Genomic DNA, 12930 nt, shown 5'->3' on the forward strand with positions numbered 1-12930 from the left:
TTTGTGATCCACGCATCAAAAATTGGTCAGTAGTTATGGACGAAATGCCGTTCCTGGATACCAGTCCCATCGAGGCCGTAGCTCAGCGATTCCGCGCTTCGATGCCGTGATTCGACCGTCAGGTGAAAGTGCAGGTTCCGGCGCTTGGCCGATTCGGTGGAACACACGGCCTTGGACTCGTTCTCCAAGGAGCACTGCCAACCGTCCGGAGCCTCGAGCGACCCGCCGACGATCCTCGCGCCATCCGGCGCCGAGAACACTGCAGTCCCCCGGCCAAGCGGTGCCGTGCCAGAGACAGTGAACTCGATGGTGAAAGGCGTGGTGAAGGGGTTTCCATCCTTTGTGGTCCCCACGGAAGAGGTGACCATTGCCGGCTGGGCGTCACGCTTGGGTGGTGGGTCTGGAGTCCGCGTGGGAGAGGGCGTCACTTCAGGGGCAGATGGCACGGGAGGTTCGACGGCGGGTGTGGTGGTTTGGGGCTCAGGCTCAGCAACCGGTGGCGGCGCTTCCTCTGTAGCCGGAACAACCGGCACGGACGGAATGTCACTTGGACTGGGCGACGGAGCAGGGGTCTCCGGCGGTGGGACGACGGTGGCCTGGCTGGGAACGGCAGCGGTCTGGACGGTCCGTTGTTCGGGAGGAGTCCCTTGGGAAAAGTAGTCAATGACTCCGGCCGCCCCCAACACGAGTCCCGCTGCCGCGGCGGTCATGATGGTTGCGGCCACCGGCTGGGCCAGGAGGGGCGCGACGGCTGCCACCTTGGCGGGAGCCGCGAGGCTTCCAATGATGCCGAGCCCGGAACCGCTGGCTGCCCACGCAGCCACGGGAATCCCCGTGACCAAGGGCAGGAGCACAGCTTTCATGCTCCCCTCCACGTCCCGGAGTTCTGCCACCACGGCCGTGCAACTCGCGCACCCCTCCAGGTGGGTACGGACCTTCCGCGCCGATGGCCCGGAAAGGCCACCCCGGATGAAGCTGCCGAGCTTAGCAACATACTCGGCGCATTCCCGGGTGGGGCCTTCCGACACATGGCATTGCAGGTACTGGCGGCGCAGGCCTTCCCTTGCCCGCAAGGCCAACGCCGAAACGGCGTTGGCCGACAGCCCCAGCAAGGGTGCGGCTGCGGCCGGTTTCATGCGTTCAACGTCGAGGTACCACAGCACTGCCTGCCAACGCTCCGGCAGCATGCGGAATGCCTTGGCAACCGTATGGGATTCAAAGGCCTTGACGACGGCGTCGGGCTCGCCCACTGCATGATCCAGGGTGGAGTCGTCGCCGCTTGGGAGCGTCCTGCCCGCCTTGCGGTTCCGATGGTGGGACAGACGGGTGACAGTGGACAGCAGATAGGCGCGGAAGAACGTATCCGGGCCTTTTCCGGCAACGAGGTTCTGCAGCACGGACTGGAAGGCTTCCGCCACGATGTCCTCGGCGTCGCTGGGGTTGTCCACGTTGCGCCGGGCCACGGTAGAGGCGATGGAAATGTGCCGCTCATACAGGCCGTCGAAGGCTGCCGTGTCCCCACCCCGAACCAACGCAATAAGCTGCCCGTCGCTGGCCTCCTCCGGGTGCTGCGTCCTCCGCGCCATTTACGGCGTCCCCACATGCGAATAAATCTTGCCCATACATACGCAGTGAATGGCAGGACAAACTCATGACGCTCGTTTCTACAATCTTTTTAGGAATTAGAGTTGCCCGGCACGTCGTCATGAATGGCGGCATGGCCGCACTCTTCCGGTATGACCTCGTCCCGGACAAAATCGATCGCCGACTGTACGTTCTCGCGGCACCTCCTCTTGCGCAGATGGCAGACCACCAGCTACCAGCAGGGATGGCGGTTCAAATCCGACTGGCTGCTGCCCGAAGTCCGTACGGTGGTCACGTCGCTGACAACCCGCTCCACGGTGCCGGCGCCCACGGCAAAGTCGCTGGGCGCTGCCCGGGCGAGGAACGGCGTGGGCATCAGCGAAACCATTACGGACTTCCGCGCCCTGTTCGACGCGGCAGACCAGAACCTCGACGTCGACGCACTCCAGTCACTGGCCGAGGGTTGGGTGGAAGGCGCCGAGGCGCTCCCGCCGATCTCCTGCACGGACGTCTACACCGGCCTCGCCACGCAGGCCCATTTCCAACGCCATCTCCTGGAGCTGGACAACGCTGGTCCCGAGTACTCCCGGCATCATGCGTTGGCCGTCATCGCACTTCCCGAGCCTCCGGACAGCCGAAGCCACGGGTGGACGTTGCTGGTCCAACTGGGCGCCCTGGTGCAGCGCCAGCTCAGCGGGACAGGCGCCATGGCAACCTACCGGAGTTCCGCGATCCACGTGGTGTTCCAGGTGTGCGAAGCCAACCTCGAACGGCTGGCCGCCTGCAAGGCGGCCATGGAGGCCCTGGGAGCCGGTTCCTTGAGTCCTTCGCGGATGCGCCTCTACCCGCTTTCGGAGGATGCCGGAACCTCCGAGCGGTGGCCTGAACTGCATTGACGGGAATCCGTGCAAGGGCGTCACGAAAGCAGGCACCGCGTCACTGATCTTTCGACGGCCCACGGTTTACCAACGAAGGATCCATTTCCCTATGAACAATCAGTTACGTCTCAAGGCGGCTTCCGCGGCCACCGCGCTACTCGCCCTACTGCTTTTGGTGGCGGGCTTGGTCTGGTCCGCCGCCCCCGCCCACGCCGCCGTGATTTCGGATGCCCGCATCACTTTGAGCACGCAGTCCGTGGTGACAAGCCAGTGGGACCAGATGGATATCTCCTGCGAGTGGAGCGTGCCGGACCACTCCAAGCCCGGCGACACCTTCGAACTCCAGCTGCCTCCCCAATTGCGCTGGTTTGGCAGTGCGTCGTTCGATCTGGACAACCCCGACGGCGAGACTGTCGCCAAGGCTGAGGCCAACGATTCCGGACTTGTGGTCTTCACCCTCACCGACTTTGTGAAGTCCCACCCCTTCGGTATCGGCGGCACCTGCTCCTTCACTACCCAGTACTCCGAGGTTCCCGGCGCAGACAGCCACAGCCAGCTTGATTTCGTCATTGGCGATACTGTGCTCCGCGTACCAGTGGACATCACGCCATGCACCAGCAATTGCGCACCAGTCCCCCTCACTCCCGGCAAAGCCATGTGGTGGGCGGATGCCAACCAGACGCGCCTCGAATCGATCATCTACATGCCGCCCATGAAGTCGGACACGAACGACGTGGTAGTGACTGATACGCCCGCCGAAGGCATGGAGATCGATTGCGATGAGATCACGCCCCGCGTCGGCACCGTTCTGAACGCCGACGGCAACATCATCGATCCCATGGATACAGACAAATACCCGGCAGTAGTCGACTGCACGCCCGGGAAGGTAACGGCCACCTGGACGGGACTGCCCAAGGGCGAGCGCGTGGAACTCTTTGTGGTCACCGCAGTGACCGACCCCGGCCTCGACTCCTACACCAACACCGGAACAGTGACCATCTCCGGCGTTACCACTGACATCGGCGCCGAGACCAAGCGGACTGACGCCAACGGAAACGGCAACGCCACCTCCGGGCCAACGGCAACTCCCACCCCCACACGCACGGTGACACCCAGCCCCACCGTCACACCGACCGTCACGCCCACAGTGACACCCACACCGACTGTGACACCCACAGTGACTCCCACACCCAGCGCCACGGCCACGCCAACCGTGATGCCCACGTCCACGGCCAGCACCACGTCGTCCGCCCCGGTTGTGGTGGTACCGACGGAGACCACTCCTGCAGCGGGCGGCAGTGAAGGCCAGCTCGCCACCACGGGGGCCAACGGTCCGGTGTACATCTTCGTGGCCGCTGCGTTCCTCGCTGTGGGTTCGCTGCTGGCTTTCGTTGCAACCAGGTCCGCAGCACGCCGGCGCTCCCACTAGGAACACCGGCTACACGAACTGCGATGCGATGTGCCGTCCCCCTGGCACATCGCATCGCTCTTAAGACGGGCTCGCGCTGGCATGTGTTGGGGGCCAGCGTGAGCCGCTCCACCGCGGGAATGCCTGTCCTTCCCGCATGGTTGACGGGAAGGAACAGCCGCCACAAGCGGAGCCTCGAGAACCAAGGAGAACCATGAGTCCCATCGCTACGGATGCCCAACTTGCCCGCTGGGAGAGGTTCCGCAGCGGACGGAATTCGGCCCTGGCATCGGACCACGGCTGGCTGACCTTGACCTCGTTCCAGTGGCTTGAGGAAGAACCGGCTGCCGTGGAGCTTGCCCCCGGGCTGTGGTCAACGGACGGAAGCAGCGCCGTCCTCACAGCAACCGCGGACGACGGGCTGAGCTTCGTAGCCACTGGCGAATCTGCGGTGGGTACGTTCACCGAAGCCCTCCAGGACGAAGAATCGCTCATGTGGGTGCAGTACGGCGGCCCGGAGGGACACCAAGTGGTGGTGGAACTGGCCGTCCGTGCGGACAAATATGCAATCCGCACCAGGGACAACGGCTCGCCCGTTTACACCGGCTTCACCAGCGTGCCAACGTTCGCCTACGATCCGCAGTGGGTGATCACAGGCACGTTCGAGGCCTACGACCATCCCGTGGACGTGCCCATCGGCACCGCCAACCCTTTGGTGGACGGGCTGCACCGCTCGGTGGGCGAGGTGGTGTTCCATGCTCCGGGTATTTCCCACGAGATCAGGCTCCACGCGGAAGAGGAAAAACTGGGTGCCCTCAACGTGACCTTCCACGATGAGACCAATGGCGAGACCACCGACGAATGGCGCAAGGTGTTCATCCCCAAGCCACGCCCTGACGGATCAGTGGTGATCGACTTCAACCGGGCCATCAATTACCCCAGCGCGTTCACTCCTTACGGCACGTGCCCCATGCCGGTGCGCGGAAACTCGATCGATGTCCGGGTGGAGGCCGGCGAGAAACTCCCTGAAGACCTGTAGCTAGGCGATGGCGGAAACCCCCGTGACAGCCCTGCCCACGATGAGTGAGTTGATCTCGTAGGAACCCTCGTAGGTATAGATCGCCTCGGCGTCGGCGAAGACTTTGGCTATCCCGTAGTCGGTCACGATTCCGTTCCCGCCCAGGATGGACCGGCCCAGGGCCACTGTTTCGCGCATCCGTGCGCTGCAGTAGGCCTTGGCCAGTGCCACTTGGGCCATGTCGGCGCCACCGTGCCGTATTCCGGCAGCGTCGGTGAAGATGTCCTCCTGCAATTGGGCAATCCGGACCATCATCCCCATGCTGGCCACCGCGTTGCCCAGCATGTCCACCAAGTGCTGCTGGATCAGCTGGAACTTGGCCAGCGGCCTGCCGAATTGGAGGCGTTCCACGGCGTATTGCCGCGCGATATCAAAAGCAGCCAACTGCTGGCCTACCGCTTGCCAGGCCACCATGATCCGTGAGCCGCGCAGGAGGTGGTTGGTGTCCGCAAAGCTGTTGATCCCGGCGAAACGATCGGCCTCGGCCACGTGGACATCGTCGAAAAGAATGTCGGCGTTCTGCACGGTCCGCAACGCCACCTTGTTTTCGATGCGGCTGCGGGTGATCCCCGGCAGGGAGGCATCGACAATGAACCCCCGCACCGCTCCGTCGGCTTGGTCCTTGGCCCACACCAGCATGTAGTCGCAGAACGTCCCGTTCCCGATCCAGCGCTTGGCACCGTTGATCACCCAGTAGTCGCCGCCGTCGGACTGGTCCCTGGCGACGCGCCGCGCCGTTGTTTCCATACCGCCGGCGACGTCTGAGCCGTGGTTCGGCTCGGTGAGTGCGAAGGCTCCAGTGGTGCGGAGGTTGGAGGCGTCATCAAGGTAGCGGTCCTGCTGGGCGTCGCTGCCGAAATCGTAGAGCGATTCGACGAAGAGGTCGTGGTGGACCATGAAGAAAGTGGCGATGGAGGTGTCCACGCGCGTCATTTCGGCGATGACCAAGCCCGCGAACAGGTGCGTGTAGCCGCGCTGGGCGGGTGCGCTGAGCCGGAGTGCTGCCAGCTTGGGCAGGATGTGCTCGGGAAACTCCGCTTTGTCCCACCATTGCCCGGCATACGGGGCGATCTCGGTGGCCAGGAATGCCCTGAGTTCCTTCAGTTTGCGTTGCTCCTGGACGCTGAGGAGCGACTCAAAGTCGAAGAAATCTGCCGCGGGCAAATCCGTCAAGGTGGCCGTCACTTGAGCCCCATCCGGATGGCACCGTCGAGGCGGATGGTCTCTCCGTTGAGCATGGCGTTCTCCACGATGTGTGCGGCCAGGTTGGCATACTCTTCGGGCCGGCCCAGGCGCGCGGGGTGCGGTACTTGCTGTCCCAGTGACTCCTGGGCGGCCGGGGGCAGGCCCGCCATCATGGGCGTTTCAAAGATCCCGGGGGCGATGGTGTCCACCCGGATCAGGGAGCGGGCAAATTCGCGGGCGAGCGGAAGCGTCATCGCTGCAACTGCACCTTTGGAGGCGGCATAGGCCGGTTGCCCGATCTGGCCTTCGAATGCTGCCACGGACGCCGTGTTGATGATGACTCCACGTTCCGGCCCGCCGAGTTCCGTGCTGACGGGCTCGTTCTGCACCATCGAAGCGGCGGCGAGCCGGACCACGTTGAAGGTGCCCACCAGGTTGATCTGGATGACCCTGTTGAAGGTTTCAAGGGGCAGCACACCATCCCGCCCCAGGACCTTGCCCGGCGTCGCGATGCCTGCGCAGTTCACGACGATCCGCAGGACTCCCAGCGCGGCGGCAGCATCGACGGCCGCTTGAACCTGGGCCTCGTCGGTGACGTCCGCGGGGGCGAAAACAGCCTGTTGCCCTGTAGCGCTTTCGTTGAGTCCGGCCGCATAGGCCTCGCCGGCTGACTGGGGCAAATCCACCAACACCACCGACGCCCCGGCATCGAACAGCCGTTTGGCGGTAGCGGCACCCAGCCCTGACGCTCCCCCGGTGACCAGTGCAACTGTGCCCTTGATGTCCATCCATCCTCCTTGATGCAGACGCGATGCAGTCCTTCGATGACCAAAATCCGTTAATGCATGTTAACTGGAATTGTGACCCAGCGCACGTTGGATAGGCCCAAGGCCCGCCGGGACCCTACCGCCAGGCCGGGGCTCCGCCGCTAGGCTGTGACCATGCCGAGCAACGCCGAACCACCAGCCCTTCCGAGCCAGTGGGCGAATCGCGCCGACCACGCTGCCCGCTCGGTAACCCGCACTTTCGGCAGGCGCTTGTTCCTCCTCCCGGGAACGCACATTGGCGCCATCAAGGTCCCATGGCAGGCAAGCAGCCTCTTCGGCCCGTGGCACTACTGGTGGCAAGCGCATTACGTGGACTGCCTGGTGGATACCGGCCGCCGGGAACTCGCCACCGGAGCAAAGTTCGACGGCGGTTCTCGCCCCAGCGCCGGACGGCTCGCGTCACGGCTGGTCACTTCCGTCCGGATCAGGAACCGCTTCAGGTTCGTCAACCACTTCTACGACGACATGGCCTGGCTGGCCCTTTCGACGCTCAGGCTGGACCAGTTGGCGGAGGAAACCCGCAAGCCCGGACGCCGCCGCAACGCCTACGTGCGCAGGTCCCTCACCCTGCAATTCAACTCCGCCGCCACGGAAGACCTTGGCGGCGGCACCTTCTGGAGCACGGCGAGGGACTTCAAGAACACCCCCGCCACGGCTCCCATCGCCTTGTATTTCGCCCGTACCGGGCACCGGGATAAGGCCCAGGTCCTGGTGGATTGGCTCAACACCAATCTGCTCAACCCGGACAACGGCCTTTACATGGATGGGCTGCGGATCCGGAATGGCGGAACCGTGCTGGAAAACGCCATCTACACCTACAACCAGGGCCCGGTCCTGGGAGCACTGCTGGAACTCGGCGGCGGCGCGAACATCAACAGGGCAGCGGAACTCGTCGAGGCAACAGCGCGTGGGCTGACCGTGGACGGCACCTCCATCATCCGCGGCCAAGGGACCGGCGACGGCGGCCTGTTCACGGGCATCCTGGTCCGCTACCTGGCTGCGGCCGCCCGTGACAGGCAACTCCCCGAAGGGGCCCGCGCCACGGCAATGGAGATGGTGCTGGCCACCGCAGGAGCCTTTTGGGGCGGGCGCCGGGAGGCCGGCACCCACGGATCAGTGTTCTCCCCCGACCCCGTGCGACCCGCGAGCGAGACGTATCCGGCGGGGGCCGCCGTCGAGCTTTCCACCCAGCTGCAGGCGTGGATGGCGCTCGAAGCGGCAGCCACGCTTGGCCAGGCGAATTAAGTCACGCAACAGTTCTGTAATTGTAGTGATCCTCGTCACATACAGGCTTGTGGGCTTCGTGCGGAAGGATTGCCTAACCTACTCTTTTCAAGGACGGGCACCCCCAATCCCCCGCCCGCCAGGCCCGGAATGTGCTCCGGCCCCAAGTCTGTTCGCAGAAAGAAGTCCCATGAAGCTCCGCAAGAACGCGCTGGCCGGAATCGCACTCGCAGCCACCGCCGCCCTTGGCCTCGCAGCCTGTGGCTCCAACGCAGGTACTCCGGCCGCCTCCGATTCGGCCGCGGCTTCCGGCGATGGCATCACGGTGTACAACGCCCAGCACGAAAGCCTCACCAAGGAATGGATCGACGCTTTCACCAAGGAAACCGGCATCAAAGTCACCGTCCGACAGGGCGGCGACACCGAGATGTCCAACCAGATCATCCAGGAAGGTGCCGCCTCCCCGGCAGACGTCTTCCTCACGGAGAACTCGCCCGCAATGACGCAGGTTGAGAACGCCGGCCTGTTCGCGGACGTGGACAAGGCAACCGTCGAGCAGGTTCCCGCCGAATTCCGCCCCTCCACCGGCAAATGGACCGGCATCGCAGCCCGCTCCACCGTTTTTGTGTACGACAAGAACAAGATCAGTGACGACAAGCTGCCCAAGTCCATGCTGGACCTGGCCAACCCGGAGTGGAAAGGCAAGTGGGCCGCATCCCCCACTGGCGCCGACTTCCAGGCGATCGTCTCCGCGCTCCTTGAACTCAAGGGCGAGGCCGCAACCGAGGAATGGCTCAAGGGCATGAAGGAAAACTTCAAGGCCTACAAGGGCAACAGCACCGCGATGAAGGCAGTGAATGCCGGTGAAGTGGACGCAGCGCTGATCTACCACTACTACTACTATGGCGACCAGGCCAAGACCGGCGAGAACTCCAAGAACGTGACGCCGTACTACTTCAAGAACCAGGATCCGGGTGCCTTCGTGTCCGTTTCCGGTGGCGGCGTACTGAAGTCCTCCAAGCACGCAGCGGACGCCCAGGCCTTCCTGAAGTTCATTACGGGCAAGAAGGGCCAGGAGATCCTCAAGACCGGCACGTCATTCGAGTACGCCGTGGCGTCCCAGGTTGAGTCCAACGAGAAGCTCGTTCCCATCAAGGAACTCCAGGCTCCCACCGTGGACCCGGCCAAGCTCAACTCCACCAAGGTCACCGATCTCATGACCAAGGCAGGACTGCTGTAACCAAGTGAGCACCAGGCTTTCGGCTTCCGGCCACCACAGCGGAAGCACGACGACGGCGGGCAGGGGCAAGCGCCCTCGCCCGCCTTTCGGCGTTTCCACAGTGTCCTTGCTGGCCATCCTGACCGCGGTGTTTTCCCTCATCCCGCTGGGCTACGTGGTCTACATGACCGCAGCCACAGGCTGGGACACCGCCGTCGAACTCATCTTCCGGCCGCGCGTCGCGGAACTGTTGATGAACACCATCCTGCTCACCGTGATCACGGTCCCCGCGTGCCTGGTCCTGGGCGTGGGTGGTGCGTGGCTGGTGGAGCGGACCAAACTGCGCGGACACCGTTTCTGGGCCGTGGCGCTCGCTGCTCCGCTGGCCATCCCGGCGTTCGTGAACAGTTATTCCTGGGTCTCGGCCGTCCCGTCGCTGGAGGGCATCTGGTCCGGGGTCCTGATCGCCACGCTCTCCTATTTCCCGCTGGTCTACATTCCCGCGGCCGCATCGCTGGGCCGCCTGGACCCGGCCATCGAACAGTCCGCAGCATCCTTGGGCCTGGGCCCTTGGGCTGTCTTCCTCCGGGTAATACTGCCCCAACTGCGGATCGCCATGACCGGTGGCGCCCTGCTGGTGGCCCTGCATTTGTTGGCTGAATATGGTGCCTTTGCCATGATCCGCTTCGACACGTTCACGACGGCGATCATGGTCCAGTTCCAGTCGACGTTCAACGGCACCGCGGGCAACATGCTGGCCAGTGTGCTGGTGTTCCTGTGCCTGATCCTGCTGGTTGTGGAAGTCAGGAGCCGTGGGACGGCACGGTATGCCCGCATCGGTTCCGGAGCCCAGGCAAAGGCCACCCGCCTGCCGCTGGGCTTCTACCAGGCACCGGCGCAACTGTCACTCCTGGCCCTCACGGTACTGGCGTTCGGGGTGCCGGTCTGGTTTGTGCTGCGCTGGATTGTGGCAGGGGGTACGGAAATCTGGACTGCGAGCGAGTTCCTTCCCGCTCTGCTGCAAACCCTGATGTACGGCGCCGTGGGTGCCTTGGTCACAACCATTGTGGCCTTCCCCATGGCGTACCTGGCTGTGCGGCGTCCGAACTGGTTCAGCAAGACGCTGGAGCTCTCCAACTATGTCACCAGTTCGCTTCCGGGAATCGTGGTGGGCCTGGCGTTCGTCACGGTGAGCATCCGTCTGGTACCGGGCGTTTACCAGACAACGGGTGTGCTGGTTGCTGCGTACGTCCTGCTGTTCATCCCCCGCGCATTGGTCAACCTGCGGGCGGGGCTGGCCCAGGCACCCAAGGAACTCGACGAAGCCGCCCAGTCACTGGGCAAGGCACCCCTGGTGTCCTTCTTCCGGGTCACCCTTCGCTTGTCCGCACCTGCGGCTGCTGGTGGTGCGGCCCTGGTATTCCTGGCCATCGTCAATGAGCTCACCGCCACGCTGTTGCTTTCACCGAACGGCACCAAGACCCTGGCGACGGAGTTTTGGAGCAAGAGCAGCGAGATCGACTACACCGGCGCAGCCCCCTACGCCCTGCTGATGATCCTGCTCTCGGCACCCATGACCTACCTGCTTTTCCAACAGTCCAAGAAAGTTGCCGGACAGTGACCGAACAATCCCCTTCACGACTCCCGGCCCCGCGGGTCGCGGCCTCCATTGCGCCCACCACCAATCCGCACCTGGACATCTCCGAGGTCACCAAGAACTTCGGTTCCCAGTCCGTGCTGAAGGGCGTCAACCTGTCGGTTGCCAAGGGCGGGACCACGGCGATCGTCGGGCCCTCCGGTTCGGGAAAGACGACGCTCCTGCGGCTGATTGCAGGGTTCGAGCACCCGGACACCGGCTCCATCAGCCTCGACGGCTCCGCCGTGGCCGACGGCAACATGTGGGTTCCCGCGCATAAACGCCATGTTGGGTACGTCGCCCAGGACGGCGCCCTCTTCCCGCACCTGACCGTGGGACAGAACATCGCCTTCGGACTCGACCCGGCAAAGCTCGACGGCGGTCGGCGCGCCGTCAAAACGCGCGTGGCCGAGTTGCTTGAGATGGTTTCCCTGGACCCGGCCATGGCGAAGCGCCGACCCCACCAGCTTTCCGGCGGCCAGCAACAGCGCGTTGCCTTGGCGCGGGCCTTGGCCCGGAAGCCCGAACTCATGCTCCTGGATGAGCCGTTCTCCGCCCTCGACGCCGGTTTGCGCGTGGCCACCCGGCGCACCGTGGCCAAGGTCCTCAACGAGGCAGGTGTCACCACCATCCTGGTCACGCACGACCAAGCCGAAGCGCTGTCCTTTGCCGACCAGGTGGCGATCATGCGCGGAGGAAAGCTCGCCCAAATCGGCAACCCCTTCGTGGTGTACACGCGCCCCGCGGACCGGGCCACCGCCGAATTCCTCGGCGATGCGGTGTTCCTCGACGCCTGGATGGAAGGATCCCTGGCCACGTGCTCGCTGGGTGGAATCCCCGTGCGCCGCCCACCGGCCCAGGGCAAGGTCCAGCTCATGCTCCGGCCCGAGCAGATCAGGATCGCACCCGATGGACCCATCCGCGGGGTTGTGGTGGATACGGACTACTTCGGTCCGGAAACCACCGTGCGCATCAAGCTCGGTGAATACCGGGCACCCGACGGCAGCGCCACCGGCAACGGCCACCGCTACCCTGGCGGCGGGGAAATCATCACCATCCGCCACTGGAATGCCTCGATCACCAGGCCCGGAACGGAGCTCTCCCTGCGCGTGGTGGGAGAGGGAGTAGCGTTCCCTATCGGCGACTGACACCCAACTGGGTCGCATTTGTGCGCGTTTTGAGCCATCAAAACGCGCACAAATGCGACCTAGTTGGGCGGGGAGGCGGGACTTTTCTTCTGCGGGTACGGGGCTTCGTGCCGGGCCAGCATTTCCACGAAGCCCGCGATCTTCCTGGCACGGGTCTCGGCACGCTTGACCGAGTTGGTCCGGTGGATCAGCGCGAAGCGGTTCTGCGATGTCAGGACCTCGAACATCGCCTGGGCCTCCGGAACGGCGGCAATGGCCGCGGCCAGATCCTCCGGCACTTCAATGGTGGCCGGCCCGGCATAAGCTGCCTCCCAGCGTCCATCGGCTTTGGCGGCGTCGACGGCGGCCCATCCGGAGGCGGTCATCCTCCCGGCCTCGTCCAAACGGGCAATGTGCCCCACGTTCCGGGCGGACCAGATGCTCTTGGCGCCGCGCGGGGTCATACGCTGGAAGTAGCTCTCGGCGTCGCGTTTTTTCACCTGCCCGTCAATCCACCCGAAGCAGAGAGCCTCGTCCAGGGCGGCGTCGTAATCGAGTTCGGTGACGTTGCCGCCCTTCTTGTGGAGGACCAGCCACACGCCGCGGCTCTCTGCCGCGTGATCGGACAACCATTCGCGCCATTGGTCCGCGTCTTTGACGATCAGTTCTGCAAGTTCGATGGGCATGGCCCCATTCTGCTGTGAATCCGTGCTTTCGGCATAGGCTTGGGAGCGGAAGCCGCGAATTGCCGGGAACCAGCCCAG

General features: G+C 64.3%; 11 protein-coding genes. 7 read left to right on the top strand and 4 right to left on the bottom strand.

The annotated features are described in order from the left end of the window. Positions 1-26 precede the first annotated feature (26 nt). The gene (locus tag ACIPY3_RS17115) at positions 27-1586 is read right to left on the bottom strand and encodes a zf-HC2 domain-containing protein (RefSeq protein ID WP_400336065.1); all 1560 of its coding nucleotides are present in this window, start codon (positions 1584-1586) and stop codon (positions 27-29) included. A 150-nt stretch (positions 1587-1736) separates the two neighbouring features. On the opposite strand from ACIPY3_RS17115, the gene ACIPY3_RS17120 reads away from it, so the two are divergent. From ACIPY3_RS17120 to ACIPY3_RS17130, 3 genes are all read left to right on the top strand, one after another. After that, complete coding sequence (locus ACIPY3_RS17120; RefSeq protein WP_400336067.1) at positions 1737-2480, top strand: hypothetical protein; 744 nt, start codon at positions 1737-1739, stop codon at positions 2478-2480. 91 nt (positions 2481-2571) lie between these two features. Continuing rightward, positions 2572-3891, top strand: a complete 1320-nt coding sequence (locus ACIPY3_RS17125; protein WP_400336069.1) for an Ig-like domain-containing protein — start codon at positions 2572-2574, stop codon at positions 3889-3891. Positions 3892-4084: 193 nt separating this feature from the next. Continuing rightward, entirely contained in the window at positions 4085-4909 is an 825-nt protein-coding gene (locus ACIPY3_RS17130) for a DUF1684 domain-containing protein (protein WP_400336071.1), read from the top strand. On the opposite strand, the gene ACIPY3_RS17135 is transcribed toward ACIPY3_RS17130, so the two are convergent. After that, a complete protein-coding gene (locus tag ACIPY3_RS17135; protein ID WP_400336073.1) occupies positions 4910-6133 on the bottom strand; it encodes an acyl-CoA dehydrogenase family protein in 1224 nt (407 codons plus the stop codon). Continuing rightward, a complete protein-coding gene (locus tag ACIPY3_RS17140; RefSeq protein ID WP_400336076.1) occupies positions 6130-6921 on the bottom strand; it encodes an SDR family NAD(P)-dependent oxidoreductase in 792 nt (263 codons plus the stop codon). Before ACIPY3_RS17140 ends, ACIPY3_RS17135 begins: the two co-directional genes overlap by 4 nt. Before the next feature lie 153 nt (positions 6922-7074). Here ACIPY3_RS17140 and ACIPY3_RS17145 point away from each other — a divergent pair, with 153 nt between their 5' ends. From ACIPY3_RS17145 to ACIPY3_RS17160, 4 genes are all read left to right on the top strand, one after another. Beyond that, positions 7075-8205: a glycoside hydrolase family 76 protein gene (locus tag ACIPY3_RS17145; protein WP_400336081.1), complete on the top strand. Its 1131-nt coding sequence runs from the start codon at positions 7075-7077 to the stop codon at positions 8203-8205. 169 nt (positions 8206-8374) lie between these two features. Beyond that, the gene (locus ACIPY3_RS17150) at positions 8375-9424 is read left to right on the top strand and encodes an iron ABC transporter substrate-binding protein (protein ID WP_400336084.1); all 1050 of its coding nucleotides are present in this window, start codon (positions 8375-8377) and stop codon (positions 9422-9424) included. 4 nt (positions 9425-9428) lie between these two features. Beyond that, positions 9429-11024 carry an ABC transporter permease gene (locus tag ACIPY3_RS17155; RefSeq protein ID WP_400336089.1) on the top strand — a complete coding sequence of 532 codons (1596 nt, stop codon included), beginning with the start codon at positions 9429-9431 and terminating at the stop codon, positions 11022-11024. After that, positions 11021-12187, top strand: coding sequence for an ABC transporter ATP-binding protein (locus ACIPY3_RS17160; protein ID WP_400336091.1), 1167 nt, complete (start codon positions 11021-11023; stop codon positions 12185-12187). Before ACIPY3_RS17155 ends, ACIPY3_RS17160 begins: the two co-directional genes overlap by 4 nt. A 59-nt stretch (positions 12188-12246) precedes the next feature. Here the strand turns inward: ACIPY3_RS17160 and ACIPY3_RS17165 are convergent, their stop codons facing one another. Then, positions 12247-12852 carry a YdeI family protein gene (locus tag ACIPY3_RS17165; RefSeq protein WP_400336093.1) on the bottom strand — a complete coding sequence of 202 codons (606 nt, stop codon included), beginning with the start codon at positions 12850-12852 and terminating at the stop codon, positions 12247-12249. Positions 12853-12930: the final 78 nt, after the last annotated feature.

Source organism: Paenarthrobacter sp. NPDC089714, from assembly GCF_044748905.1.
Classification (GTDB): Bacteria; Actinomycetota; Actinomycetes; order Actinomycetales; family Micrococcaceae; genus Arthrobacter.